The following is a 26,907-nucleotide window of genomic DNA, read 5'->3' as shown; positions in this document are numbered from 1 at the left end:
GGGGCCGGAACTGCTTTCGGTCACGGGAACGGTCAGACCCCGATCCTAGGCGCTGCGGCGCCAGGTGCCGTGATGGGCGTCAGACCTCGGCGAGCTTGGCCTTGATCCGCTCCTTGGAGGGCCACTTGACGTTATAGGCCCATCCGAGCTTCTCGAAGATCCAGATCAGCCGGGCCGAGATGTCGATCTGGCCGCGCATCACGCCATGCCGAGCGGACGTCGGGTCGGCGTGGTGCAGGTTGTGCCAGGCCTCGCCCATGGACACGATCGCCAGCGGCCAGAAGTTCGCCGACATGTCGCGTGAGGAGAAGGGACGCTCGCCGACCGCGTGGCAGATGGAGTTGATGCTCCAGGTCATGTGGTGCACGAGCGCGACGCGCACGAGCCCGGCCCAGAAGAACGCGGTGAGCGCGCCGTGCCAGCTCTGCGAGACCAGACCACCGATCAGCGCCGGCAGGCCCAGGCTCACGACGACCCAGAGGCCGAAGGTGTTGGAGACGAACCGGATCTGTGGATCCTTCAGCAGGTCCGGGGTGAAGCGCTCCTTGTTGGTCTTCTCGCGGTCGAACAACCAACCCATGTGGGCCCACCACAGGCCCTTGAGCAGCGCCCCGGCGGTGGTTCCGTAGCGCCACGGGGAGTGCGGATCGCCATCCCGGTCGCTATAGGCGTGATGGCGGCGATGATCTGCGACCCACTGAATGACCGATCCCTCGACCGACATCGAGCCGGCGACCGCGAGCGCGACGCGCAGCGGCTGCTTGGCCTTGAACGACCCATGCGTGAAGTGGCGGTGGTATCCGACGGTCACGCCGAGCACGCTGATCACGTAGAAGACGACCATCAGGATGACATCGGTCCAGCTCAGCCAACCGCCCTGCCAGGCCAGCGGGACCGCGGCGATCAGCGCGGCCAGCGGAAGCAGCACGAACAGGTAGAGGAGGATCTGCTCACCATTGCCCTTGCTGCGGCCGATGATCGGTTTGGCCTGGCCGTCATCCTGGGCCGGTCCGGTGACGATGGCCGAGTCGGCCTTGCCTGCCTTGCGGCCGGCCTTGCGCTCGGTCTTCGGCTCGACGGCACTCGCGGTGGGGGGAGTCATGTGTGATGGGACCTCGATCGCAGATATCGGTCAGGGGCGGGCTAGCCCTACGACATCGTAGGTTACGCGTCCGTAGGGTCGCTAGGTGTGGGTTTGACCGAATCGAGTGACCTACGTCCACGGTAGGCTTGCCACCGCACCCGCTGTGTGAGTGGGGGGTGGGGTAATCGGCAGCCCGCGGGCCTTTGGAGCCTTGCAGTCTCGGTTCGAATCCGAGTCCCCCAGCGAGAACGAACGTCAAGCGTCCCCAAGGAGCCCGTCTGATGAGTGTCGCGCCTACGGCCGTGATCGTTCTGGCCGCCGGCCAGGGAACCCGGATGAAGTCCTCGAGGCCGAAGGTGCTGCACGCGATCGGGGGACGCAGCCTCCTGGGCCACGTGCTCGCGGCCGCCGCGCCGCTACGGGCGCGCGAGACCGTCGTCGTGATCGGGGCCGGGCGTGACCAGGTGGCCGAGCATCTGCAGCAGATCGCGCCGTCCGCCCGCACCGCCGTCCAGGAGGAGCAGCTCGGCTCGGGACACGCGGCTCGGATGGGTCTGGAAGTGCTGGACCGGGTTGACGGCACTGTGCTGGTCCTCAACGGCGACGCGCCACTGCTCACCGAGCAGACGCTCATCGACTTCGCCGATCATCACGCCGCTCACGCCAACGCGATGACGATCCTGTCGGCCGAGGTCCCCGACCCGAAGGGGCTTGGACGCATCGTGCGGGACGGCGAGGCCGTGACCGCGATCGTCGAGCAGAAGGACGCCACCCCCGAGCAGGCCGCGATCACCGAGATCAACGCCGGGGTCTACGCCTTCGAAGGCCAGGCGCTACGCGAGGTGCTCGGGAACCTCTCGCGCGAGAACGCGCAGGGCGAGGAGTACCTGACCGAGGCCGTCACGCTGCTGCTGGATCGCGGCGGCAAGGTCGGCGCGTTCGTCGCGGCGACCTATGAGGAGACCCTCGGTTGCAACGACCGACTCGAGCTGGCCGACCGGGGCCGGATGCTCAACGATCGCCTGTGCCAGAAGTGGATGCGCGAGGGCGTCACCATCGTCGATCCGGCAACCACGTGGATCGACGCGGACGTCGAGCTGGCCCCCGACGTCACGCTCCTGCCTGGCACCCACCTCGTCGGGGCCACGAAGATAGAGAGCGGCGCGACTGTCGGCCCCGAGTGCACGATCATCGACTGCGAGGTCGGCCCGGACGCGACCATCGTCCGCACCCACGCCGAGCTCGCTGTCATCGGCAAGGGCGCGAGCGTCGGCCCGTTCGCCTACCTGCGGCCCAATTCCAGGCTGGGCGAGGGCGGCAAGATCGGCACTTTCGTCGAGACCAAGAACGCCGACATCGGCGCCAGTTCGAAGGTGCCCCACCTGACGTACGTCGGCGATGCGACGATCGGCATCGACAGCAACATCGGCGCCTCCAGCGTGTTCGTCAACTATGACGGCGTCACCAAGTCGCGCACCGTGATCGGCGATCACTGCCGCCTCGGCTCGGACAACATGCTCGTCGCGCCGGTAACCGTCGGCGACGGGGCGTACTCGGGCGCCGGCACCGTCGTCCGCAAGGACGTGCCGCCGGGGGCGCTCGCGATCTCGGGAGGGGTCCAGCGCAACCTGCTCGGCTGGGTAGTGAAGAATCGTCCCGGAACTGCTTCGGCGCAGGCAGCCGAGGCCGCGGAGCAGTCCCAGCGCAACACGAACGCCGACCGCGACGCGATGGGGAACGACGCCTAATGAGCACTCTCGAGCAGCCCAGCCAGAAGAGCCTGATGATCTTCTCCGGCCGGGCCTACCCCGAGCTCGCTGAGGAGATCGCCGACAACCTCGGCGTCACGGTCACTCCCACATCGTCGTACTCCTTCGCCAATGGCGAGCTGTACGCCCGTTCCGAGGAGTCGGCCCGCGGAGCGGACGTCTTCGTCATCCAGTCGCACACGACGCCGATCAACGACTGGCTCATGGAGCAGCTGATCCTCGTCGATGCGCTCAAGCGCGCCTCGGCGAAGCGGATCACCGTTGTATCGCCGTTCTACCCCTATGCGCGCCAGGACAAGAAGAGCCGAGGCCGCGAGCCGATCACCGCCCGCCTGGTCGCCGACATGTACTCGACCGCCGGCGCCGACCGCATCATCTCCGTCGACCTGCACACCGCACAGATCCAGGGATTCTTCGACGGGCCGGTCGACCACCTGTTCGCCACCCCGATTCTGACCGACTACCTGCGCAACAAGTACGCCGGCGAGCCCATCACCGTCGTCTCTCCGGACTCCGGGCGGGTGCGGCTCTCGGAGCGGTGGGCGGAGTACCTCGGCGGCACGCCACTGGCGTTCATCCACAAGACCCGTGATGTCCACCAGCCCAACAAGTCGGTCGCCAACCGCGTCGTCGGCGAGGTGAAGGATCGCCTCTGCATCCTGATCGACGACATGATCGATACCGGCGGCACCATCTGCAAGGCCGCCGATGCGCTGGTCAAGGAGGGTGCGAAGGACGTCGTCATCGCGGCCACCCACGGCATCCTGTCCGACCCCGCCGCCCAGCGGCTCGCTGACGCGCCGGTCAGCGAGGTCGTCCTCACCAACACGCTGCCGATCCCGCCGGAGAAGAAGCTCGACAAGATGACGGTGCTGTCGATCGCGCCGATCGTTGCGCGCGCCATCAAGGAGATCTTCGAGGACGGTTCGGTCACGAGCCTGTTCGACGGCGACGCCTGATCCTTCCCGATTCGCGGAACGGGGACCGCGGTCGGGTAACCTCCGAGTTGACGTACGTATCAACAAGCGAGGGGCGGGCCCGTGATCAAGACGAAGTTCACCGAGACCTTCGGCGTAGAGGCGCCGATCGTGCAGGGCGGCATGCAGTGGGTTGGCGTCGCCGAGCTGGTCGCGGGCGTGGCGAACGCCGGCGGACTGGGCTTTATCACCGCCCTCACCCAGCCGACGCCAGAGGCGCTCAGCAAGGAGATCGAGCGCTGCCGTGAGATGACCGACAAAGAGTTCGGCGTCAACCTGACGATCCTCCCGGCGATCAACCCACCGCCGTACGCCGAGTACCGCGACGCCATCATCGGCGCGGGCATCAAGATCGTCGAGACGGCGGGCTTCAACCCCGCGGACCACATGCCGGACTTCAAGGCGGCCGGGGTCAAGGTGCTGCACAAGTGCACCAGCGTCCGGCACGCGGTCAAGGCGCAGAGCATCGGCGTCGACGGCATCTCGATCGACGGTTTCGAGTGCGCCGGTCACCCCGGCGAGGACGACATCCCGGGCCTCATCCTGATCCCAGCGGCGGCCGAGAAGATCACCATCCCGATGATTGCCTCCGGCGGCTTTGGCGATGCCCGCGGTCTGGTCGCCGCCCTGGCACTGGGCGCCGACGGCATCAACATGGGCACCCGATTCATGGCCACTCAGGAGGCCCAGATCCATCAGAACGTCAAGCAGGCGCTGGTGGACGGCGACGAGCGCTCGACGAACCTGATATTCCGGCAGCTGCGCAACACCGCCCGCGTCGCGAAGAACGCGATCTCCGACGAGGTCGTCGGCATCCTCGGCGACGGGGGCCAGTTCGAGGACGTCCGCGAGCTCGTCGCCGGCGCCCGCGGCCGGACCGTCTACGAGACCGGCGACCTCGACGCCGGCATCTGGTCCGCGGGCATGGTGCAAGGCCTGATCGACGATGTCCCGACCTGCGCCGAGCTGATCGGGCGGATCGTCAGCGAGGCCGAGGAGATCATCACCGGACGTCTCGCCGGGTGCGTCGCCACGTAGCCCCCGGGGGTAGCACGTCGCCGGCACTACGAGTTCATAACTAAACCTCGGTTGGTGCGGATCCATCCGGGTGGTTCGCGGCGTCCCAGCCGTACTCTCGCCTGAGCGGCGCGTCGTCATGCGCGCTGTCTTGCGATGTCGGCAAGGAGTCGGATGTGAGCTACCCGGAGGACCCCCAGCGCTGGGGGCAGCAACAGAACCGCGATGGCGGCCAGCCGCCGCAGGAGCCGGTCACCGGTCCGACCGTGTCCTACGACGCGGCGGCGTTCGAGGACGACGAGACCCGCATCGACCAGCCGGTGGCGTCCGAGGCGACTCAGTGGGCCAGCCCGCAGCAGTCGTACGGCGAGCAGCAGTCGTACGGCGAACAACAGTCGTACGGCGAGCAGCAGTCGTACGGCGAGCAGCAGTCGTACGGCGAACAACAGTCGTATGGCGAGCCGCAGCCGCCGGTCACGGGGCAGCAGCCGCCGACCACCGGCGCGTACCAGCCGATGACCGGAGCACAGCAGCCGCCTACCGGGCCACAGCAGTACGGCCAGCATTACGACCAGCAGTACGGCCAGCCCGACTCCGGCATCCATCCGGCCGGCGGGGGATATCCGGGCACCGGTGCCTTCCCGACCGAGGTCCAGCCGGCGGCGGGCTACCAGAGCTCGGACTATTCGTCCGGCTACCCGGCGACCGCTGCCCAGCCCGCGTACACCGGTCCTGCCTACCCGGACGTCGGCCCGGCCGGGGTGAGCCCATACGACCCCGGGGCCGGGACGCGTAAGCGCTCGAACAAGCCGCTGCTGTTCGGCATCGGCGCCCTGGTGCTGGTCGGCGCGCTCGTGGCCGGATACTTCGTGTTCTTCACCTTCGGGGGCATCCAGAACTCCAAGGGCGAGATCAAGAACGCCGCCTCGTTCCTCGGCGAAGCCGAGTCCGACTGGAAGGCTCAGCTGCCCGAGGACGGGATCGAGGTCAGCTCACAGGCGTCGTGCTACTACGTCCTGGACGACGGCGACGAGGTCACCGGGCAGATCGCCTGCGGTCCGGCTCGACGGGCGTCGACGCCGCAGGGCGCGGTCTGGGACATGTACGACTACTCGGTGACCGGCTCGGGAGACTCGCAGACAGCGACCGACCTGGTCGCGGGCGAGACCGGCCAGCAGGCCCCAGGGAGTGGTTCGTCCCTCGTCACCGTGGAGGGTGAGGAGCCGAAGGACGACGGACTGGGGCTCGAGGAGCCCCCACTGCCGAAGGCGCCGTCCAAGACCGTCGAGGCGCAGGGCTCGTACGAGGTCAGCGACAAGTCGCTCGGCAAGCAGAACGCCCTCGTCGACTCACCGACGCTGATCGGGCCGCAAGCCCAGATCACCCTCGGCAGCGTCCAGGAGGCGTCGTCCGCAACGATCGATGAGAAGCTGATGGCGCCGGCCGAGGGCGAGAAGTTCTTCGTCGTCACTCTGGAGGGCACCTCCGGTCCGGTCGACCAAGGCGCGACCAACACCCTCGAGCTCACCGTGGACGGCGAGTCGACCGAGATCTCCGACGACCCCGCAGGACTCGGCCAGACCGCCTTCCTGCTGTCGGTCCCCGAGGGCGCCGACGCCACGATCGACCTGGTGTCCGCCGGGCACCGCCAGTCGCTGGCGCTGGCCAATGGCGAGCGGGCCGAGGACGAGACCGCGAGCATGTACTACAGCGCAACCCCGGAGATCTACACGACGCTCAGTGCCACGGCGAACCTCCCAGAGACGCCCACGGGCACCGGTGAGAACGCGTCGATGGTCTTCACCTTCAGCAGCGGCTGGCTCTACCCGTACGACGAGAAGCTCGGCTGGGCACCCGACGGGGAGGTGTGGCTGCAGCTGGACTTCAAGGACACCGGCAGCTCCACGGCGCCCGGCGGCGGTTCGGTCTACAGCGGCTACTTCCTGGACTGCATGGCCAGCACGTTCGACGTCGACGCCACGATGCACACCTGCCCCGGCCCCTCGGCATCCGCACCGATCCTGGTCGCCAGCGTGCCGGCCGGAACGACGTCGTTCACCCTGAACCTTGCGGCGACCATGAAGCTCAACGGCTCGGGGGTACCCGAGGCCGTCGTCAACTTCGCACCGGCCGCGGTCCAGATCACACTGGCCTAACCGGCGTCGCGAGGTGTGCGACGTCGGTCTCGGTTGATTCCGTGCGCGCTTCGGCGTCGGCTACACTCGTGGGGTTGCCCGGCGAGGGCGCCTGCTCCGCAGCGCGCCGTTATCGACGGTCTGGTGCCCGCGCGTGTCGCGCGAGCCATGGCCTGAGACTCCGGGGCCGCCACCTGAGGCAAGAACACGAGGAGTCACATGTCTGACGAAGTACGCATCGATACCGCCAAGCGCGACGACTTCGGCAAGGGCGCTGCCCGCCGTGCCCGCCGCGACGGGCAGGTTCCCGGCGTCCTGTACGGCCACGGGATCGACCCGGTCCACCTGAATCTGCACGGCCACCAGCTCACCATGGCGCTGCGCCAGGGCCTGAACACGCTGCTGACGATCAGCGTCGACGGCAAGGACGAGCTGGCGCTGGCGAAGGACGTCCAGGTGCACCCGCTGCGTCGGGTGATCCAGCACGTCGATCTGCTGCTGGTCAAGAAGGGCGAGAAGGTCGTCGTCGATGTCCCGGTCGAGCTCATCGGCGAGGTCGCCCCGGGCGGCCAGGTCAACCAGGACCTCACCGCCGTCTCGCTCGAGGCCGAGGCCACCCGCATCCCCGAGTCGCTCGAGGTCTCCATCGAGGGCCTGGAGATCGGCGGTCAGGTGCTGGCCGGCGACCTGACCCTGCCGGCCGGCTCCACCCTGCTGACCGATCCCGAGGCGCTCATCGTGGGCATCAGCGAGGTCGTCGAGGCGGACGTGGAGTCCGATGCCGTCTCCGAGGACGCCGAGGCCGAGGCGGAGGGCGCCGAGGGCGAGGCCGCTGAGGGCGAGGCTTCCGAAGGCGAGGCCGAGGGCGGCGAGGGCGAGGACGCCGAGAAGTCCGGGGACGAGTAGTCCGCACCGAGCATGTCGACCACACTCGTCGTGGGTCTGGGCAATCCCGGCCCGCAGTACGCCGCCACCCGGCACAACGTCGGGTTCATGGTCGTCGACCTGCTCGCTGCGCGGTCCGGTGCCTCCTTCAAGAGGCACCGGACCAACGCAGAGATCGCCGAGACCCACCTCGGCGCGCCACCGGCGCCACGTGCCGTGCTGGCCAAGCCGCTGAGCTTCATGAACGTCTCCGGCGGCCCGACCGCGGGTCTGGCGAAGTACTTCGGGGTCGATCTGGGTGCGGTCGTCGTGATCCACGACGAGCTCGACCTGCCGCTGGGCACGATCCGGCTCAAGCTCGGGGGCGGCGACAACGGCCACAACGGCCTGAAGTCGGTCAGCAAGTCGCTCTCGACCAAGGAGTACCTGCGGGTGCGCATCGGGATCGGTCGTCCGCCGGGCCGGCAGGATCCGGCAGACTACGTGCTACGGCCGTTCTCGTCGTCCGAGCGCTCTGAGCTGGCGATCGTCCTCGAGGAGGCGGCCGACGCGGTCGAGCTGCTCGTCCGCGAGGGGCTCGACCGGGCCCAGAACCAGGTGCATGTGCGCTAGCGGCGCGGCACGGAAGGCGAGGAGTGCGTGGCCACCAGCGAGCCTACCTACGGTGATGACCTCGAGCTGGCCCGCTCGCTCGCCGAGCGCACCGGGGAGATCCTGCTCGATGTCCGCGACGACTATGGCTTCATCGACCGCTGGGATCTGATGAACGCCGGTGACCGTGCCGCTCAGGACTTCCTGGCCGCGCAGCTGCGCGAGCATCGCCCCGGAGACGTGATCCTGTCCGAGGAGGCCCCCGACGACCTGCGGCGGCTGGAGGCCGACCGCGTCTGGATCATCGATCCGGTCGACGGGACGTCGGCGTACGGCCGTGACGGCAGTGACGAGTGGGCGGTGCACATCGCGCTGTGGAACCGTGGGGAGCTGAGCCTGGGCGTGGTCGGGCGGCCTGCGACGGGTGAGGTGTTCGACAGTGACAGCGCCACCCTCGGGTCGCGCCGGCATCCGGGCGACCTGCGCATCGTCTGCAGCCGCTCGCGAACGACCGCGTTCGTGCGGGCCGTCGCCCGTGACCTGGGCGCGCGGCTGGTCGACATGTCCTCGGCCGGCATCAAGGTGCTCGCGGTGGTCACCGGCGAGGCCGACGCCTATCTGCACACCGGCGGCCAGTACCAGTGGGACAACGCTGCCCCCGTGGCCGTGGCGAGGGGAGCGGGCCTGATCGCGGAGCGGGTGGACGGCTCGCCGCTGGTCTACAACGAGCGCTCGGTCAGCGTCGACGACCTGCTGATCTGTCGCCCGGAGATGTACGACGAGATTCGCGTCGCGATCACCGACCACCTGCACCGCGTCTGAGTCTCCCGCGTCCGGTTCCTCGGCGTTCTCCCCGGCACGACCTAAGCTTTATCGGCGCGCCACCCTAGGATCGGTGCGTGTCCTCGACCGGTGATCGAAACAGCGCCACGCCGTCCGTGGCTGCCGCCGTGGGCGAACTGCTTGACAGCCGGATCGGCGCGCCAGGTCAACAATCGCTCGTGGCTCTGCTGGCCGAGCTCTCCTTCGAGGACCTGAATGCAGTGCTCGAGCACATCGACACTGCTGAGCTGTTCGACAGCGTCGACGACCGGATCGCCGGGCCCGGTCACCGCACCGCGCTGATCGAGCTCCTCTCGCGCACACGTGTCCACGAGCTGAGCCTGAAGTCTGCCGCAGCAGTGATCTACGGGATGCAGCGCGGGCACACGCCGGTCGACATGGAGCGCGCCATCCGCGACATTCTGCGCACGCGGACCGGCGCAGACCTGACCCGGCTGAAGAACCTGATCGGCGACCGCACCGACCGGCATGACCTCGAGGGACTGGTCTACTACGACATCGACGACGAGACCGTTCGCGCTGAGATACTCGCGCATTTCCATGCCCACCAGCCGACCGGGCTGAACGACGAGATCAAGGTGCTGTGCGACATCGACGACACCGTGTTTGCCAAGCTGCACGACGATCGATACCCGCGCGGGGTCATCTATCCGGGCGTGCTCGCCTTGCTGGAAGCGCTCGACCACGGACCTCACGACGCGCCCTTCTCGACCGGTGACCTCACCTTCATCACCGCCCGCCCGGCCGACGCCTTCGGGTTGATCGAGACGCATGCGCGGCGAACGCTGCGACACGCGGGCATCGCCGATCTGGATCTGCTCGGCGGAACCTTCGGTGCACTGCTGAGCAAGAAGGCGATGGCCAAGCGCAAGCTGCACAACATCGAGCACTACTGCGTGATGTTCCCGGAGTATCGGGTGATGTTCATCGGCGACAGCGGGCAGGGTGATCCGCTCGTCGGCGAGTGGATCTGGGATCGTCACGACGACGTCGCTGCAGTGCTCATCCACGACGTCGTCCACACCGGTGAAGCGGAGCGCGCGAGCAAGTCAGAGCGCGGCCTCCATTACTTCGACACCTACGTTGGTGCGGCTGTGGTCGCACGCGATCGTGAGCTGATCTCCGACCGCGGACTGTGGTCGGTGATCGACGAGTCCCGCTCGGCGCTCAACGAGATCACCTGGGCGGACGCCGCGCAGCGCGCGGAGATCGAGAGGCTCGTCGAGCGAGACATCGCCCTGGCGGCGGCGAAGTATCCGCTCACTGGTGAGGCGTAGCCACCCGGACCTCCAGAGCCCGGTGGTCGAGCCCGACCTCCAGCCGGTCGACCTCCTCGATGACATCGCCGTCGACCTGAACCGGGAGTGGGCGCTCGGGAACGACGCTCAAGCCCGGCATCAGCAGGTGCCGCAGGCCGGGGACGCCCGCGCGCAGATGCAGGAGTCCCTTCGCCCCGATCGGCAGCCACTGCAGCGGATTGCCGACCGTCACCTCCATCACGTCGAGGACGCCGTCGTCGATGATTGCCCCCGGGAAGATCTCGATGCCACCAGGCACCTTGCCGCAGCTCCCGGCTATCACGCTCCAGGCGCGGATCTCCCGCGGCGGGTTCGCGGGATAGGTGACCGTCATCGGAACCGGCGCCCGAAGCGCATGCCGCGCCGCGGCGGCGGCATAGGCGAACCAGCCGAGCCTCTGCTTGAGGCGCTCATCGGTGTCGAGCACCGTCGCTGCGTCGTTGCCGATCCCCGTGAGGACGAGGAAGACGTGCTCCTCCGCCTCTCCACGCACGGTCAGCGTCGCGCCGCCGAGGTCGACGGGCGCGGTCGACCCGTGCAGCGCGATGCGTGCGGCGGCGCGCCGGTCCCGCAGCGGCAACAACAGGTTGCGAGCAAAGATGTTGGCCGTACCGGAGGGAATGATGCCGAGCGGGACGCCGGTGTGCCGCAGCGCCTGGGCCGCCATCCGCACTGTGCCATCCCCGCCGCAGGCGATCACCAGGTCGCAGCCGGCGGCGAGCGCCGCTGCGGCCTGCTCCTCGCCGTACGATGCCGCTGTCGTGGGGAACACCTCTGGATCCGCCCACCCGGCCTCGGCGACCAGCGACCGGATGAGGGTCTCGTTCTCCGCGGCGTCCGGCTTGGTCGCGTGCAGGACGACCCCGACCCGATGCGCCACCTCGCCCGGCGGGCGCAGCTCGCCCGCGATCGGGAACCGCGCGGCCGAACGGCGCACGAACGGCAGTCGCTGGATCGGATCGGCGAGCATCACCACATCCTGCACGATCCATCCAGGGAGTCGAGGGTAGGAATAGAATTAGTCCGGCAGACCCCCTACGTCCGTGCGCAGGGGGCCATTTCGCGTGCGGGGAGAGCAGATGCAGGACCAGACCGAGGCAACGGCACGACTTCGCGGCCTGCTAGAGCCGCTGGCTGCCGACCCGGCGCTGGCCGCCGCCCTCGAGACCCTTGACGACGGCGTTGATCAGGTGGTGCGCTGCCTGCAACCGGTCCAGCCGTTCGTCGTCGCGGCCGCCGCGCGCCGGGCGGGTCAACGGCCGGTCGTCGCGGTCACCGCGACCAACACCGACCCCGAACGGCTGGCCGCCGCGCTCTGCGCGCTGCTGCCGTCCGAGCAGATCGGGCATTTCCCGTCGTGGGAGCCTCTGCCGCACGAGCGGCTCTCCCCAAGGCCGGACACCGTCGGTGCCCGGCTGTCCGTCCTGCGACGGCTTCGCCATCCGGGTGAGCAGGGACCACTGAAGGTAGTCGTCACGCCGATCCGCAGCATGCTGCAGCCGATGGTCGCGGGGCTCGGCGACCTCGAGCCGGTCCACCTCACCAAGGGCGACGAGCAGCCGCTGGAGCAGATCCTGACCGACCTGGTCGCGATCGGGTACAGCCGCGTGGACATCGTCGAGAAGCGCGGCGAGCTGGCGGTCCGCGGCGGCATCATCGACATCTTCCCGCCGACGGAGGAGCACCCCGTCCGCGTCGAGCTGTGGGGCGACGAGGTCGACGAGCTGCGCTACTTCTCCGTCGCCGACCAGCGCTCCTTGGGCACCGGGCCCGAGACGCTCTGGGCGCCGCCCTGCCGTGAGCTGCTGCTGACGGACGCGGTCCGCGCTCGGGCACGCGACCTGCCGAACGAGCACCCCGAGCTCGGCGAGATGCTCGAGCCGATCAGCCAGGGCAGTCACGTCGAGGGCATGGAGTCACTCATCCCCGTGCTCACCGACCCGGACGGCGGGCTCGAGCTGCTGGTAGAGCAGGTCCCGCCGCAGTCGGTGGTGATGGTGTGCGATCCGCAGCGGGTCGCGGCCCGCGCGGTCGAGATGGTGCAGTCGAGCGAGGAGTTCCTCGACGCATCCTGGGCAGTGGCCGCCGGAGGGGGTCAGTCGCCGATCGACCTCGGCGCGTCCGCGTACCGCACCATCGACGAGGTGCGCGACACCGCGTCGGCGTCCGGCCTGACGTGGTGGGACCTCGACCCGCTCGGGGGCGCGACCGAGGACAGCGCCATCGACGCACACGCCGTCGAGCAGTACGTCGGCGACCCAGACCGGCTGATGCGCGACCTCCGCGAGCACACCGGCAACGGCTGGTCGGTCGTCATCACCTTCGCCGGACACGGACCAGCCAAGCGCTCCATCGAACGGCTGGCCGATGCCAACATCGCCGGTCAGCTCACCGAGGAGATCGCCACCGCGCCGCGTGCCGGCATCGTCACGGTGACCACCGCCGACCTCGATGCCGGCTTCATCGCGCCGTCCGCTCGACTCGCGCTGATCACCGAGGCCGACATCACCTCCTCCCGCGGCCAGGCCACCCGGCAGATGGGCAAGATGCCCGCCCGCCGCCGCAACGCCATCGATCCGCTCGCGCTGCAACCGGGTGACTTCGTCGTCCACGAGCAGCACGGCGTCGGCAAGTACGTCGAGATGGTGAAGCGTCAGGTCGGCGGCGCCGACCGCGAGTACCTGATCATCGAGTACGCCGCCTCCAAGCGCGGCCAGCCGGGCGACCGGCTGTTCGTGCCGACCGATCAGCTCGACCAGATCACCAAGTACGCCGGCGGCGAGATGCCGACGCTGAACAAGCTCGGCGGTGCGGACTGGCAGAAGACCAAGGGTCGCGCCCGCAAGGCGGTCAAGGAGATCGCCGGCGAGCTGGTGCGACTGTACGCCGCCCGCACCTCCGCGGCTGGCTACGCCTTCGGTCCCGACACCCCCTGGCAGCGCGAGCTGGAGGACGCCTTCCCGTACACCGAGACACCCGACCAGCTGGCCGCGATCGACGAGGTCAAGGCTGACATGCAGAAGTCGATCCCCATGGACCGGGTGATCTGCGGCGACGTGGGCTACGGCAAGACGGAGGTCGCCGTCCGTGCCGCGTTCAAGGCGGTTCAGGACGGCAAGCAGGTCGCCGTACTCGTGCCCACTACTTTGCTTGCACAGCAGCATTACCAGACCTTCGTCGAGCGCTTCAACCAGTTCCCGGTGAAGGTCGCCCAGCTGTCCCGTTTCACCCCGAAGGGGGACGCCGACAAGCTCCTCGAGGGCATCGCCGACGGCAGCATCGACATCGCGGTCGGCACCCACCGCCTGCTGCAGCCCTCCACTCGCTTCAAGGACCTCGGCCTGGTGATCGTCGACGAGGAGCAGCGATTCGGAGTCGAGCACAAGGAGTACCTCAAGCAGCTGCGCACCGCCGTCGACATGCTCACGATGTCCGCGACGCCGATCCCGCGGACCCTGGAGATGAGTCTCACCGGCATCCGCGAGATGACGACGATGCTTACCCCGCCGGAGGAGCGCCACCCGATCCTCACCTTCGTCGGCGCCTACTCGGAGAAGCAGGTCGTGGCAGCGATCCGGCGCGAGCTCATGCGCGACGGGCAGGTCTTCTATCTGCACAACCGGGTCAGCTCGATCGACAAGGCGGCCGCGCGGATCCGCTCGCTGGTGCCCGAGGCGCGGGTCGCCGTCGCGCACGGCCAGATGAGCGAGGAGCAGCTCGAGCGGATCATGATGGGCTTCTGGGAGCGCGAGTACGACGTCCTCGTCGCGACCACGATCATCGAGGCCGGCCTTGATGTCCCCAACGCGAACACCCTGATCGTCGAGCGCGCGGACATCCTCGGCCTGAGCCAGCTGCACCAGATCCGTGGCCGGGTGGGCCGGTCCCGCGAACGCGCCTATGCCTACTTTCTCTATCCGCCGGACAAGCCCCTCGGGGACGTCGCCTACGACCGGCTCGCGACCATCGCGCAGAACTCCGAGCTCGGCGCCGGAATGGCGGTGGCGATGAAGGATCTGGAGATCCGCGGCGCCGGCAACCTGCTCGGCGGCGAGCAGTCCGGCCACATCGCCGGTGTCGGCTTCGACCTCTACGTGCGACTGGTGGGCGAGGCGGTGGCCGAGTACCGCGGGGACAAGCAGACGCAGGACGTCGCCGAGATCCGGATCGACCTGCCGGTCAGCGCGTTCGTGCCGCACGACTACATCGACGGCGAGCGACTACGCCTGGAGATCTACCGCAAGATCGCCGCGATCAGCGACACCCAGCTTGCGCAGCAGGTTCGCGACGAGCTCACCGACCGCTACGGACCGGTGCCTGCCGAAGTGGAGGCACTCATCGCGATCGCGCTGCTTCGCCAGCGCGCCAAGGATCTCGGCGTCCACGAGATCGCCGCACAGGGAAAGATGGTGCGCTTCCAGCCGATGCGGCTCGGTGATGCAGCGCAGATGAAGCTGGCCCGCATCTACAAGGGCGCGAACTACAAGGCCAACCTGAAGCTGGTCAGCATCCCTCGCCCCACCGACGGCGCGGGCGTCGCCGCCCCGCCGTTGAAGGGGATGGCGGTCATCGCCTGGGCGCGGCAGGTGCTCGACGACCTCGCGCCGGTGCCCGCCCCGGCCGGCAGCGCCTGAGCGGCGCCGGCCCCGTCCTCACTGTGCCTCTCCGCGCGGCGTGCTCGTGTACTGCACGACGTCCCGCCACACGGCCGTCGCCCCCGAGTGCCCGGTGATGGTGGTCTGCACGATCAGCCAGATGGCCGCGGCGGCGAGCAGCCCTCTGCTCACCGGGCCGAGCACTGCGGGGAGGCGGCTGGTGAAGTCACCACGGCGCGACTGTAGTGGGCTGCGCACCGTGATCGACAGGAACGCCAGCACCGCCACGGACAGGTAGATGATCGTGACCAGCCGCAGCATCTCGCCGTCCTCGGCGTGCTGCTCGATGAGCGCGTTCCCGCCCAGGCGCTCTTCGAGGGCCTCGCCCGCGCTCGCGGCAAGGATCGCCGCGCCGGCCGAGATCAGGCTGAGCACGAGTACCGGCCAGCGCAGATAGAACGCCCAGCCCGGCCGGATCGCGATGCCCAGGCCTAGCAGCGCCGCGAGCGGACCCAGCACGACGACGGCGTGGACGATCAGCACGTGGGAGGGCAGACCGAAGAGCGTGTCCATCGAGACTCCTTGACTATGCGCTAGGGATGTATATGGCAACGCGTGTGATGGCCAGGTGATGAAACGCGGCGGGACATGGATTCCGCTCGAAGTCCTCAGGCGTCGCTCAGAGCCCTCAACCGACCGTGGTGTCGAAGACCCGCCCGATGAGATAGGTGATGCCCATCGTCACGATGCCGAAGAGGACGAGCCGGGCGATCGCACGGCCGCGCGGTGCATCGGTGAGCCGGGCACTGAGGTAGCCGGTCGTCACCAGCGCGACGAGCACTGCGATGACCACCGCAGCGATGTGCCACGAGGTGCTGGACAGGATGATCGCGAGCGTCGGGATGGCGCTACCGACCACGAACGAGATCGCAGAGGCGACCGCGGCTGCGACCGGGCTCGTGAGCTCGTCGGGATCGATGTGCAGCTCGGCGTCCAGGTGCGCGCTGAGCGCGTCGTTCTCGGTGAGCTCGACCGCGACCTGGGCTGCGGTCTGCTCGGACAGGCCCTTGCGCCGATAGATCGCAGTCAGCTCGGCGAGCTCGATGTCTGGATCCTCGGCGAGCTCGCGCGCCTCCTTGGCGATCAGCTCGCGTTCGGCGTCCCGCTGCGACGAGACCGAGACATACTCTCCGGCGGCCATCGACGCCGCGCCCGCCGTCAGGCCGGCAACGGCCGCAGTGAGAATCGCCGACGTGTTCGCCGTGGCGCTCGCGACACCGACGAGCAGACCTGCCTGCGACAGGATGCCGTCGTTGGCGCCGAGGACGCCGGCGCGCAGCCAGTTCAGCTTGCCGGCGTGACCGGCGTCGTGTCTCTCGCCGGGGTGCGTGAGCCGGGGGTCCGCCGGGTCGGAGGCCGAGGGACCGCCGGGTCCAGGAGTGCTCATGAGTTCAATCAAGCACGGGAGGACGCCCCCGCGGGAGACCTCCGGGCGACGAGTCGCGATCGGTGTATCACGCAGGACAGCCGAACCTTATCTCCACGAGCCGCGGTGCGTGAGCCGTCACCTACTGGGAGTGTGAGAAAGTGGAGTGCTGACAAACCCGTCGTGAAAGGTCTCCTTCGTCGTGGCTCTGAACCTTCGTCGCCGAACTACCGGGCTGCTGCTCGGTGCCGCCGTCAGCGCAGCCGGACTCACCGCCTGCGGCACCGACGCGGGGACCGTCGCGACAATCGACGACGTCACCATCAGCCAGAAGCAGTTCGAGGCCGACATCGACGCAGCGCTCGCCGACCCGGTGACCGGAGAGCAGGTCGAGGAGCTGGGCAGCGCCTACCGCGCCAGCTATCTCAACGACGTGGTGACCGCGGAGATCGCCAAGGCCATCGCCGAGAACGAGGGCGAGCCGATCACGGACGCCGATGTCGACGCCAAGCTCGAGGAGCTCATCCAGGGCCAGAGCATCGAGGACGCGCTGGCGCAGAGCGCGATGAGTGGTGACCCGGTGACGGAGAAGCAGCTGCGGATGCGGGTGGCGCGCGGGCTGGTCACGGACATGGCCGCCGAGAAGGCGCTCGGGGTGTCCAAGGACGAGATGACCGAACAGCAGCTGGCCCAGATCAAGGCGCAGCGCGATGCCAACCCCGGCCAGTTCACGACCTACGACCTGGCGATCACCGCCACCCAGGATCAGATGCTGGCAGCCGACTGGGAGCAGAAGGCCAAGGCAGGCACGCCCCTGAAGGACGCCGTCGCGGGGAACCCAGACCCCAACATGCCCACCGGCAGCGCCGAGGCCGTCGTGGAGGAGTCGCTGACCGGCGCGGACCTGGCACAGCAGCCGGACATCCTCAACCAGCTGCAGCAGATCCCGGCCGGTACGACCGGCACCATCGTCTCCGGCCCCGACCAGACCGGCATCTTCACCTACTTCGTGGTGACCGTGAAGAGCGCCACCGCGGCGACCGACGAGCAGCTGCAGACGCAGGCCGAGCAGGCGGCCGATCAGCAGTTCATGGAGGCCGGCCTGATCGAGCTGGCTAAGCAGGCCGAAGAGGTCGACGTCGAGGTCAACCCGCGGTACGGCACGATCGAGTACCCGGAGCAGGGGCTGCCCAGCGTCACCGTCCCGAGCTCGGACAACTTCACCGAGCCGGCTCCGGAGACCCCGACCGTGCCGGGGCTGCCGGCCGGCCTGTGACCGCACCCGACCGAGGCCTGGCCCGCGCAGTCCGCGTGATGGACCGGCTGCGCTCGCCGGGCGGTTGCCCCTGGGACGCCGAGCAGACCCACTCGTCACTGGCGAAATACCTCATCGAGGAGGCCTACGAGGCCGTCGATGCGATCGAGTCCGGTAGCAGCGACGAGCTGAAGGAGGAGCTCGGCGACGTCCTGCTCCAGGTGCTCTTTCACGCCCGGATCGCGACCGAGCGAGCCGACGGCTTCGACATCGACGACATCGCCGACGCGCTGTGCGACAAGCTCGAGCGCCGCCACCCGCACGTCTTCGCCGACGTCCGCGTCAGTGGGGCCGATGAGGTGAACGCCAACTGGGAGCAGATCAAGGCCGCCGAGAGGCAGCGCAGCGGCCCGTACGACGGGATCGTGTGGTCCGCCCCGGCCCTCTCGGTGGCCTCCGCGGTCGTGCGGCGCGAGCGCCGCGCCGCCGAGCCCCTCGATGTCGAGACCTCCGACGACGCGCGGCGGATCGCCGCCGATCTGCTGGCGGTGGTCCGGCGGGCGGCCGACCTGGGGGTGGATCCCGAGACCTCCCTCAGGGCGGCGCTGCGGTCCGCTGCCGGCGAGGCCTGAGCGGGCGAGCAACCCCACACGGCACGTACACATCCGGTCCCCGGTGAACCAGATGCCCGCGGCTAAGGTGGAAAGCGGCGCGGCGCGCGACGATGCGCGCCTCAGATCTCCGCGCCCCCAGGCAGCGACCCTTAAGGAGTCATCAGTGGCCAGCATCGAAGCAATCGGCGCCCGCGAGATCCTGGATTCCCGTGGGAACCCCACGGTCGAGGTCGAGGTACTGCTCGACGACGACACGTTCGCCCGCGCGGCTGTTCCGAGCGGCGCATCCACCGGCCAGTTCGAGGCGGTCGAGCTGCGGGACGGCGGCAAGCGCTACCTCGGCAAGGGCGTCCAGAAGGCGGTCGCCGCGGTCATCGAGAAGATCGCTCCCGAGCTGATCGGCTACGACGCCGAGGAGCAGCGCCTGATCGACCAGCGCATGATGGAGCTCGACGCGACCAAGGACAAGTCGAAGCTCGGCGCCAACGCGATGCTCGGCGTGTCTCTCGCCGTCGCCCAGGCTGCCGCCAAGTCAGCCGATCTGCCGCTGTTCCGCTACGTCGGCGGTCCCAACGCGCACGTGCTGCCCGTGCCGATGATGAACATCCTCAACGGCGGCGCGCACGCCGACAGCAATGTCGACATCCAGGAGTTCATGATCGCGCCGGTCGGCGCCGCCACCTTCGCGGACGCCCTGCGCGAGGGCGCCGAGGTCTACCACGCACTGAAGGCGGTCCTGAAGAAGGAAGGCCTGGGCACCGGCCTCGGCGACGAGGGCGGCTTCGCGCCCAACCTGCCCAGCAACCGCGCCGCGCTCGAGCTCATCGACAAGGCCGTCAGCTCCGCCGGCCTGAAGACCGGCAAGGACATCGTCTTCGCGCTCGATGTCGCCGCTAGCGAGTTCTACAAGTCCAGGAAGTACGACTTCGAGGGCGGCAAGAAGTCCAGCGACGACATGATCGCCTACTACGAGGGACTGGTGAAGGACTTCCCGGTCGTGTCGATCGAGGACCCGCTCAACGAGGAGGACTGGGCCGGCTGGTCGGACATCACCGCCCAGCTCGGTGAGCAGGTCCAGCTGGTCGGCGATGACCTGTTCGTCACCAACCCCGAGCGGCTGGCCCGCGGCATCAAGGACGGCGCCGGCAACGCGTTGCTGGTGAAGGTCAACCAGATCGGCACCCTCACCGAGACGCTCGACGCCGTGCAGCTCGCGCACCGCAGCGGGTTCCGCTGCATGATGTCGCACCGCTCCGGCGAGACCGAGGACGTCACGATCGCCGACCTCGCCGTGGCGACCGACTGCGGCCAGATCAAGACCGGTGCGCCGGCCCGTTCGGAGCGGGTCGCGAAGTACAACCAGCTGCTGCGGATCGAGGAGGAGCTCGACGATGCGGCGGTCTACGCCGGTCGTGGTGCCTTCCCGCGGCTCGACGCGAAGAAGAAGTAGCCGGTGGCTGCTGCGCGTGATGGCAAGACGCCGCGTCCTCAAGCGGGACGCGGCGCCCGTTCGCGTTCCCGTGCGAAGGGCGGGGGCGGCCGCGGACCCGCCGCCACGTCGGGCCGGTCCGCCGGAGCGCGCAGCACCGCCCGCCCAGGGTCGAAACCGGCCCGGGGGGCGCCCGAGCGTCCCACCCAGGTACGACGCTCCTCGGCGCAGCCCGTGCGCGCGACCAGTTCTGCATCTCGGGCCCGCGCGCGGGGAGGGCTGAACTCGCGGGCGATCAGCCTCGGCGTCCTCGTGATCGCCTGCGTGCTGCTGCTGATCATCCCGACGTCCAACTACCTGCGTCAGCGTGGCCACATCGAGCAGCTGCAGGAGCAGATCGCGCAGAAGAAGGCCTCGATCTCGCAGCTCGAGGACCACAATGCTCTGCTGGATGACCCCGCCTACATCAAGGCGCAGGCCCGCGACCGCCTGAACTACATCGAGCCCGGCGAGAAGCTGTACGTCGTGGCCAACAACGATCCCGCCTCGGACGCCGCCGCCCAGCGCACCGAGGAGGAGAAGGCCGCCAAGAAGCAGAGCACCTCGGCAGGGCAGGATCTCGCCGACTCGATCGCGGAGGTCGACGGGGGAGACGAGTGAGCGAGCACGAGCCGTTCACCGACAAGGACCGCAGTGCCGTCCATCATCAGCTCGGCCGTGCGCCCAGGGCCACCCGCGCCGTGGCGCACCGCTGCCCGTGCGGGCTGCCGGACGTCGTCCAGACCAACCCCCGGATGGAGGACGGCACGCCGTTCCCGACCATGTACTACCTCACGTGCCCCCGGGCGGCGTCCGCGATCGGCACCCTTGAGGCCGACGGCGTGATGCGGCAGATGACGCAGCGGCTCCAGGAGGACGACGATCTCGCCGAGCGTTACCGCGCCGCGCACGAGCAGTATCTCGCCACCCGGGACGCCATCGAGCCGCTCGGCCACGAGATCACCGCAGGCGGGATGCCCACCCGGGTCAAGTGCCTGCACGTCCTCGTCGCCCACTCACTCGCCGCCGGCCCCGGTATCAACCCGCTCGGCGACGAGGCTCTGGAGATGCTTCCGGAGTGGTGGGCGAAGGGCCCGTGCGTCGACGTGGAGGCGCCGCTGCCGCCGCCGCGCAAGGGCCGGCGCTAGGTGACCGCGCGCCGCGTCGCGGCCATCGACTGCGGCACCAACACCATCCGGCTGCTCATCGCCGATATCGCGCCCGAGACGGCACGGCCCGTGCGCGAGGTGGTCCGGCAGATGCGCACCGTGCGGCTCGGAGAGGGCATCGAGCGCACCGGCGAGTTCGCGGCGGCAGCGCTCGAGCGTACGCGCGTCGCGTTGGACGAGTACGCCGCGCTCATCCAGCAGCATGCCGCCCAGCAGGTGCGGATGGTGGCCACCAGCGCCAGCCGCGACGTCCGCACCCGCGGCCAGCTCATCGAGATTGCTCGATCCACGGTCGAGGTCGTACCGGAGGTGATCACCGGCGACGAGGAAGGCCGGTTGAGCTTCACTGGTGTGCTGAGCGGACTGCGCGTGCCGGGGCCATCGATCGTGGTCGATATCGGCGGCGGATCGACCGAGCTGGTCGCGGGCTCCGAGTCCGGCGTGCGCGCCAACGTCTCGACGGACATCGGGGTGGTGCGGCTGACCGAGCGCCACGTGCGACACGACCCGCCGCGCGCCGACGAGCTGGCGCGGGTGGCCGCGGACGCCGAGGCGGCGCTGCGCACCGCCGCAGACGTGATCGGCGAGGTCGGCGGCCACCGGATGATCGGGGTGGCGGGAACCGCCACGACCGCGGCCGCCCTGGCCCGTGACCTTTCGTCGTACGACCCGCGGCTGATCCACGGAGCCACCATCTCCTACGCCGACGTCCGCCGGGTGCTCCACTGGTCGACCGCCCGTGACACCGCGGGTCGAGCCGCCCACCCCGCGATGCACCCCGGCCGGGCGCCGGTGTTCCCCGCGGGCATGGTCATCCTCGACTGCGTCATGAGCATGCTGCAGATGAGCGAGATGACCGTCAGCGAGAGCGACATCCTCGACGGCATCGCCTTGTCAACTCGACCCGGCGAGTAGTCCACAGCTGCGGCCGCCGGCCCACAGGCTGGGCCGGCAGCCTCGATCCGTCGGCCGCGTCGCCCCTAGGTTCTCGGTACCAGCCAACCGAGCCCAGGGGTGAAGATTCGTGAACACCGCCACCTTCATCGCCGCCGCCGGCGTCGATCCCTACGTCAAGGCAGAGGAGGTCGTCAGCGCCCGTCCCGGAGAGGTGCAGGCACTCGGAGAGGCCTTTGAACAGGCCGCCGCCGCGCTCAGCGAGTCCGGCAGCCTCGCCGGCATAGCGGGCTCGCTCGCGGACGCCAGCACCGTGTTCGATGGCTCGCCGCCGACCGAGCTCATCTACGAGGTCCAGGCGGTACAGGCGTCGTTGAGTGCCGGGCCCGAGCAGCTTGCCGCGATCGGAGGACCGTTGTGCCAGCTCGCCGACGCGCTGTGGCAGGTGCAGCTCGAGGTCTCGGCGGTGCTGATGGCGATGGAGGAGGAGTGCGTCGCCGTGGCGCTGTCCTACCAAGCCGCCCAGGCGGTCCCGCTGGCCGCGCCCCTCGACCTCGCGCCGCAGTTCACCAGCCAGGGCGCTGCCGTCGTCCAGGCCGCGCACCAGCAGATCACCAGCGTGGTTGACGCTCACGACGCCTTCGCGGACTCGATCCTCGTCTCGCTGCAGGATGCCGGCTACCTGATCCCGCCCGATGTCGACGCGGCGGTCGTCGACATCCTGGGTGCGACCGGAACGCCGCAGTGCCCAGTGCTACCGGACGGCGACCCGTCGCAGATCGCTGCCTGGTGGGCCTCCCGTACCCCGGCGGAGCAGGCGCAGCTGATCCAGCAACACCCTGAGCTGATCGCGCAGCTGCCCGGCCTGCCGCCTGACGTGTACGACCTGGTGAACCGACGCGGGCTGTCCGACGCCCACATCCCGCTGCTGCCGAAGGTCGAGGAGGCGCTGCAGACGCTGTACGACGAGGGACTCGTCGAGCAGGGCACGACGATTGAGGACGTGATGGCGCTGCACCACTCCGAGCTGACCAAGATCGGGCTGTTCAGCATTGCCTCGAACAATGCGCTCAACACCCTGAAGGATCTCTTCCCTGCCTGGCAGAAGGTGACCCACACCCAGGCCTCGGTCGCCGACACGGACGTCGAGCACTACCTGCTTGAGTACGAGATCGATGCTTACGGTGGCGACGGCTCGGCCGTGATCGCGATCGGAGAGACCGACAGCGCCGAGAACATCGCGCTCGTCGTCCAGGGCGCCACCCACGACCTGACAACGATCGACTCCCAGACGGCCGACGCACAGGCGGTACTGGACCAGATGAACGAGCACGGCGACTCGAACGCGGTGATCGTGTATGCCGGCTATGACAACCCGGATATCGCCCAGGCCGCGTTCTCGGCGAACGCCCAGGCCGGTGGGAGCGCGCTGGCCGACGATATCGACGGCTACATCGCGACCTACGAGCAGGAATTCGGGGCCGGAGCCGACCCCAACCTCACCTTGATCGGGCACTCTTACGGCACCACGACCTCGGCGTACGCGCTGCAGGCCGGGGCCAACGAGCACGTCGATGCGCTGGTCGTCTACGGCTCACCCGGGCTGGACGTCGAGCACGCGAGCGAGCTGGGGCTCCCAGCCGGACAGGTGTACGCCGCGATCAACTCCTCGGACGTCCTGGACGGGCTCCTCGACGAGTTGGAGGACCAGCTGCAGATGCACACCTTCGGGCTCAGCGTGCTCGGCATGGACCCAGCGGGCCCCGGTTTCGGCTCGACGGTCGTCAGCAGCGAGGGCGTGGACGGGCACGGCGACTACTTCGAGTACGACGACGGTGTGCCGAATGACGCCCTCTACAACGCGGGGGCGATCTCCGCGGGGGAGTACGACAAGGTCAAAAAGTAGCTCAGACGGCCCGCTTGGTCTTGCGGGTGTTGCGCTCGACGACCTCCGTCGAGCGGCTCAGCACCGTGCCAGGCGGCGGGTTCGTCCCGACGAAGATCCGATGCATCTCCTGCGCGCCGCGCTCGGTGGCGTACTTGACGGCGATGATGCTCATCGCCGTCAGTGCCGACCACATCAGCGCGTCGGCCAGCTTGGGCTCGTCGATCGGCCGAGGCAGCAGGCCGAGCTTCTCGGCCTCCTTATTGGCCTTCTCCTGCTCCTTGCGCCTTTCCTTCGACGGAGGCTCGGTGCCGGTGGCGCTGCGCCACGACGACTCGAGCTTCGAGGTCACGAACTTCTGCAGCGGGATCGCCATCACGCCCGCGAGGATCTTTACGCCGATGCCAGCCATGTCACCAACCTAGCCGAGTCCGGCGGGCCGTGGGGCTGGGTTCGGCTGGCGGCGAGGTCGCCAGGGCCAGCGGCGCCGCCCGGGTACCCTGTGCTCTGCACGAGCCTCGCCCCCGTAGCCCAATCGGCAGAGGCAGGCGACTTAAAATCGCCGAAGTGTGGGTTCGAATCCCACCGGGGGCACCCACCTGATCACAGGAATGTCTCGACCGCGCGTGCTCGGAACAAGACTCGGCGGATGGCCGTTGAACCTGCAGAACGACTGTCCCAAACGACAAAACCCAGATCCGAAATCTCGCATTCACTGTCAGAGCGGGCTGCGGCCCACGACGACTTCCGAGGAGAAGAAGTGAGCAACCCTTCACTCAAGCGGGTAGTCAGCGGAGCGGGCACCGCCCCGCAGCAGGGCTACCAGACGTGGTCGACCCCGGGCCAGGCTCCGGCGTACGGCCAGGGCATGCCGGGCTACCCGCAGCCCGGATACCCGCAGCCCGGGTTCCCCGGCCAGCCGCCGGTGCGCAGCGCGTCGAGCTACCTGGACATGAACGACATCGTCACCAAGACGGCGATCTCGATCGTGACCGTCATCGTCGCGGGAATCGCGACCTGGCTGCTCCTCGGCCCGTCCGAGGCCGAGGTCTACAACGAGGGCGGCGCAGCGTACTCCGGGTTGATGACCGTCGCGGTCATCGCGGCGCTCGTCGGATTCGTCCTGGGCCTGGTCAACAGCTTCAAGCGCACCCCGAGCGCCCCGCTGGTCCTCGCGTACTGCATCGCCGAGGGCGTCTTCCTCGGCGGCATTACCGGCATGTTCGAGCAGTTCTACCCGGGTATCGCGGTCCAGGCGGTGATGGGCACCATCGGCGTGTTCATCGGCATGCTGATCGTCTACCGCACCGGCGCCATCCGGGTCACCCCGAAGTTCCAGCGCTGGCTGGCCGCTGCCGTCATGGGCGCGGTCGTGCTGATGCTGTTCAACCTCGTCTACTGGGCGATCACCGGCAACGTCACCATCCTGCGCGATGGGGGCCCGGTCGCCATCGGCTTCAGCCTCCTGATGATCGGCATCGCGGCCTTCACGCTGCTGTCGGACTTCGACCTCGCCGAGCAGGCGATCCGCCGCGGCGCACCCAAGGTGTTCGCCTGGGGCATCGCCTTCGGCCTGGTCGTGTCGCTGGTGTGGCTGTACATCGAGATCCTGCGCCTGCTGTCCTACTTCCGCGAGTCGTAGCTGACGTATGACGAGGGGGCTCGGCCGGCTGGCCGAGCCCCTTCGCGTTACGCGGATGAGTCGTTAGGACATGCGCTCCACGATCATCGCCATGCCCTGGCCGCCGCCGACGCACATGGTCTCCAGGCCCACGGACTTGTCGTGCCAGTCCAGCGAGTTCAGCAGCGTGGTGGTGATGCGGGCGCCGGTCATGCCGAACGGGTGACCGACCGCGATCGCTCCACCGTTGACGTTGACCTTCTCCTCGGGAAGGTTCAGGTCACGGAAGGACGGGATCACCTGAGCGGCGAAGGCCTCGTTGATCTCAGCGAGGTCGATGTCGTCGATGCTCATGCCGGCGTAGCGCAGTGCGTTCTGGGTCGCCTGCACGGGCCCGAGGCCCATGATCTCCGGCGACAGGCCCGAGACGCCGGTCGAGACGATCCGCGCCAGCGGGGTCAGGCCCAGCTCCTTGGCCTTGGTGTCGCTCATGATCACCACCGCGGCCGCGCCGTCGTTCAGCGGGCAACAGTTGCCCGCGGTCACTCGGCCGCCGGGCCGGAACACCGGCTTGAGCTGCGAGACCGCCTCCAGCGTGACGCCGGCGCGCGGGCCGTCGTCCTTGCTGACCTCGACGCCGTCCGGCGTGGTCACCGGGGTGATCTCGCGGTCCCAGAAGCCGTCCTGGATCGCCTTCTCGGCCAGGTTCTGCGAGCGGACGCCGAAGGCATCCATGTCTTCGCGGGTAACGTTCTTAAGCCGCGCCAGGTTCTCGGCGGTCTGGCCCATCGCGATGTAGACGTCGGGCAGGTTGCCCTGCTCGCGCGGGTCGGTCCAGGTATCCGAGCCCTCCTCGGCGACCTTCGCCGTACGGGCCCCGGCCTCCTCGAACTTCGGGTTCTGGGTGTTCGGGATGGCATCGGAGTTGCCGTACTGGTACGACGACACCATCTCGACACCGGCCGAGACGAACACGTCGCCCTCGCCCGCGCGGATCGCGTGCATCGCCATGCGGGTGGTCTGCAGCGACGACGAGCAGTAGCGGGTGACGGTCGCGCCGGGGACGGTGTCCCAGCCCAGCAGCACCGAGACGACGCGGGCCATGTTGAAGCCCTGCTGGCCACCGGGCAGACCACAGCCCAGGAGCAGATCATCGACCATCTCCGGCTTGAGCGCGGGGACCTTGTCCATCGCGGCCTGGACGGCCAGCGCGGTCAGATCGTCGGGGCGGAAGCTCGCGAGCGAGCCCTTGACAGCACGCCCGATCGGCGTGCGAGCGGTAGCAACGATGACTGCTTCAGGCAACTTCGACTCCTCGGTTGGCAGTTCCGGCGAGGGCCGTGCGTGACTCACGCCGGGTGTCCATCCATCCTAGGCGCGC

General features: G+C 68.9%; 23 protein-coding genes and 2 tRNA genes. 19 read left to right on the top strand and 6 right to left on the bottom strand.

What is annotated here, in order from left to right; all coding sequences use genetic code 11:
• Positions 1 to 79: 79 nt before the first annotated feature.
• Positions 80 to 1,102: an acyl-CoA desaturase gene (locus DAA40_RS11180; protein ID WP_106849792.1), complete on the bottom strand. Its 1,023-nt coding sequence runs from the start codon at positions 1,100 to 1,102 to the stop codon at positions 80 to 82.
• Positions 1,103 to 1,254: 152 nt separating this feature from the next.
• On the opposite strand from DAA40_RS11180, the gene DAA40_RS11175 reads away from it, so the two are divergent.
• The 9 genes from DAA40_RS11175 to DAA40_RS11135 all read left to right on the top strand — a co-directional run bounded on the left by DAA40_RS11175 (position 1,255) and on the right by DAA40_RS11135 (position 10,578).
• Positions 1,255 to 1,327 (top strand) — tRNA-Gln (locus tag DAA40_RS11175).
• Positions 1,328 to 1,365: 38 nt separating this feature from the next.
• On the top strand, positions 1,366 to 2,832 hold the full coding sequence (glmU, locus tag DAA40_RS11170; protein WP_106849791.1) for a bifunctional UDP-N-acetylglucosamine diphosphorylase/glucosamine-1-phosphate N-acetyltransferase GlmU: 1,467 nt from the start codon (positions 1,366 to 1,368) through the stop codon (positions 2,830 to 2,832).
• Complete coding sequence (locus DAA40_RS11165; protein WP_106849790.1) at positions 2,832 to 3,812, top strand: ribose-phosphate diphosphokinase; 981 nt, start codon at positions 2,832 to 2,834, stop codon at positions 3,810 to 3,812. The genes glmU and DAA40_RS11165 overlap by 1 nt, the downstream gene beginning before the upstream one ends.
• Positions 3,813 to 3,893: 81 nt before the next feature.
• Positions 3,894 to 4,868, top strand: coding sequence for a nitronate monooxygenase family protein (locus DAA40_RS11160; RefSeq protein WP_106849789.1), 975 nt, complete (start codon positions 3,894 to 3,896; stop codon positions 4,866 to 4,868).
• 155 nt (positions 4,869 to 5,023) lie between these two features.
• Entirely contained in the window at positions 5,024 to 7,003 is a 1,980-nt protein-coding gene (locus tag DAA40_RS11155; RefSeq protein ID WP_106849788.1) for a hypothetical protein, read from the top strand.
• A 198-nt stretch (positions 7,004 to 7,201) separates the two neighbouring features.
• Entirely contained in the window at positions 7,202 to 7,888 is a 687-nt protein-coding gene (locus DAA40_RS11150; protein ID WP_106849787.1) for a 50S ribosomal protein L25/general stress protein Ctc, read from the top strand.
• Between the two features lie 12 nt (positions 7,889 to 7,900).
• The gene (gene pth, locus DAA40_RS11145) at positions 7,901 to 8,479 is read left to right on the top strand and encodes an aminoacyl-tRNA hydrolase (RefSeq protein WP_106849786.1); all 579 of its coding nucleotides are present in this window, start codon (positions 7,901 to 7,903) and stop codon (positions 8,477 to 8,479) included.
• A 27-nt stretch (positions 8,480 to 8,506) separates the two neighbouring features.
• On the top strand, positions 8,507 to 9,280 hold the full coding sequence (locus DAA40_RS11140; RefSeq protein ID WP_106849785.1) for a 3'(2'),5'-bisphosphate nucleotidase CysQ: 774 nt from the start codon (positions 8,507 to 8,509) through the stop codon (positions 9,278 to 9,280).
• A 77-nt stretch (positions 9,281 to 9,357) separates the two neighbouring features.
• Positions 9,358 to 10,578, top strand: coding sequence for a phosphatase domain-containing protein (locus DAA40_RS11135; RefSeq protein ID WP_106849784.1), 1,221 nt, complete (start codon positions 9,358 to 9,360; stop codon positions 10,576 to 10,578).
• Here the strand turns inward: DAA40_RS11135 and DAA40_RS11130 are convergent.
• Positions 10,562 to 11,569 carry a diacylglycerol kinase family protein gene (locus DAA40_RS11130; protein WP_106849783.1) on the bottom strand — a complete coding sequence of 336 codons (1,008 nt, stop codon included), beginning with the start codon at positions 11,567 to 11,569 and terminating at the stop codon, positions 10,562 to 10,564. The genes DAA40_RS11135 and DAA40_RS11130 overlap by 17 nt on opposite strands.
• A 109-nt stretch (positions 11,570 to 11,678) precedes the next feature.
• Here DAA40_RS11130 and mfd point away from each other — a divergent pair, with 109 nt between their 5' ends.
• Entirely contained in the window at positions 11,679 to 15,233 is a 3,555-nt protein-coding gene (gene mfd / locus DAA40_RS11125) for a transcription-repair coupling factor (RefSeq protein ID WP_106849782.1), read from the top strand.
• 18 nt (positions 15,234 to 15,251) lie between these two features.
• Here the strand turns inward: mfd and DAA40_RS11120 are convergent, their stop codons facing one another.
• Together DAA40_RS11120 and DAA40_RS11115 are read right to left on the bottom strand one after the other, a co-directional pair.
• Positions 15,252 to 15,767 carry a DUF2231 domain-containing protein gene (locus tag DAA40_RS11120; RefSeq protein ID WP_106849781.1) on the bottom strand — a complete coding sequence of 172 codons (516 nt, stop codon included), beginning with the start codon at positions 15,765 to 15,767 and terminating at the stop codon, positions 15,252 to 15,254.
• A 115-nt stretch (positions 15,768 to 15,882) separates the two neighbouring features.
• Positions 15,883 to 16,641 carry a VIT family protein gene (locus tag DAA40_RS11115; protein WP_106849780.1) on the bottom strand — a complete coding sequence of 253 codons (759 nt, stop codon included), beginning with the start codon at positions 16,639 to 16,641 and terminating at the stop codon, positions 15,883 to 15,885.
• Positions 16,642 to 16,822: 181 nt separating this feature from the next.
• Here DAA40_RS11115 and DAA40_RS11110 point away from each other — a divergent pair, with 181 nt between their 5' ends.
• From DAA40_RS11110 to DAA40_RS11080, 7 genes are all read left to right on the top strand, one after another.
• Positions 16,823 to 17,896 carry a hypothetical protein gene (locus DAA40_RS11110; protein WP_106849779.1) on the top strand — a complete coding sequence of 358 codons (1,074 nt, stop codon included), beginning with the start codon at positions 16,823 to 16,825 and terminating at the stop codon, positions 17,894 to 17,896.
• Positions 17,893 to 18,507, top strand: a complete 615-nt coding sequence (locus DAA40_RS11105; RefSeq protein WP_199849709.1) for a MazG family protein — start codon at positions 17,893 to 17,895, stop codon at positions 18,505 to 18,507. Before DAA40_RS11110 ends, DAA40_RS11105 begins: the two co-directional genes overlap by 4 nt.
• Positions 18,508 to 18,652: 145 nt before the next feature.
• Positions 18,653 to 19,939, top strand: a complete 1,287-nt coding sequence (eno, locus tag DAA40_RS11100) for a phosphopyruvate hydratase (protein ID WP_106849778.1) — start codon at positions 18,653 to 18,655, stop codon at positions 19,937 to 19,939.
• Positions 19,940 to 20,152: 213 nt separating this feature from the next.
• On the top strand, positions 20,153 to 20,578 hold the full coding sequence (locus DAA40_RS11095) for a septum formation initiator family protein (protein WP_158716386.1): 426 nt from the start codon (positions 20,153 to 20,155) through the stop codon (positions 20,576 to 20,578).
• A complete protein-coding gene (locus DAA40_RS11090; RefSeq protein WP_106849776.1) occupies positions 20,575 to 21,105 on the top strand; it encodes a DUF501 domain-containing protein in 531 nt (176 codons plus the stop codon). The genes DAA40_RS11095 and DAA40_RS11090 overlap by 4 nt, the downstream gene beginning before the upstream one ends.
• Positions 21,106 to 22,041, top strand: a complete 936-nt coding sequence (locus DAA40_RS11085) for an exopolyphosphatase (RefSeq protein ID WP_106849775.1) — start codon at positions 21,106 to 21,108, stop codon at positions 22,039 to 22,041.
• Between the two features lie 109 nt (positions 22,042 to 22,150).
• Positions 22,151 to 23,926, top strand: a complete 1,776-nt coding sequence (locus DAA40_RS11080; RefSeq protein ID WP_106849774.1) for an alpha/beta hydrolase — start codon at positions 22,151 to 22,153, stop codon at positions 23,924 to 23,926.
• Between the two features lies 1 nt (position 23,927).
• Here the strand turns inward: DAA40_RS11080 and DAA40_RS11075 are convergent, their stop codons facing one another.
• On the bottom strand, positions 23,928 to 24,317 hold the full coding sequence (locus tag DAA40_RS11075; protein WP_106849773.1) for a hypothetical protein: 390 nt from the start codon (positions 24,315 to 24,317) through the stop codon (positions 23,928 to 23,930).
• Positions 24,318 to 24,425: 108 nt separating this feature from the next.
• Between DAA40_RS11075 and DAA40_RS11070 the strand changes: the two genes are divergently transcribed.
• Both DAA40_RS11070 and DAA40_RS11065 read left to right on the top strand, forming a co-directional pair.
• Positions 24,426 to 24,499, top strand: a tRNA-Leu gene (locus tag DAA40_RS11070).
• Positions 24,500 to 24,665: 166 nt separating this feature from the next.
• Positions 24,666 to 25,547, top strand: coding sequence for a Bax inhibitor-1/YccA family protein (locus DAA40_RS11065; protein WP_199849708.1), 882 nt, complete (start codon positions 24,666 to 24,668; stop codon positions 25,545 to 25,547).
• A gap of 63 nt (positions 25,548 to 25,610) precedes the next feature.
• On the opposite strand, the gene DAA40_RS11060 is transcribed toward DAA40_RS11065, so the two are convergent.
• Positions 25,611 to 26,831, bottom strand: coding sequence for an acetyl-CoA C-acetyltransferase (locus DAA40_RS11060; protein ID WP_106850132.1), 1,221 nt, complete (start codon positions 26,829 to 26,831; stop codon positions 25,611 to 25,613).
• Between the last annotated feature and the right edge of the window lie 76 nt (positions 26,832 to 26,907).

Source organism: Blastococcus sp. Marseille-P5729 (assembly GCF_900292035.1).
Lineage (GTDB): Bacteria > Actinomycetota > Actinomycetes > Mycobacteriales > Antricoccaceae > Cumulibacter.
The sequence above is the reverse complement of the archived record's forward strand: the minus strand, read 5'-3'. Positions and strand labels throughout refer to the sequence as shown.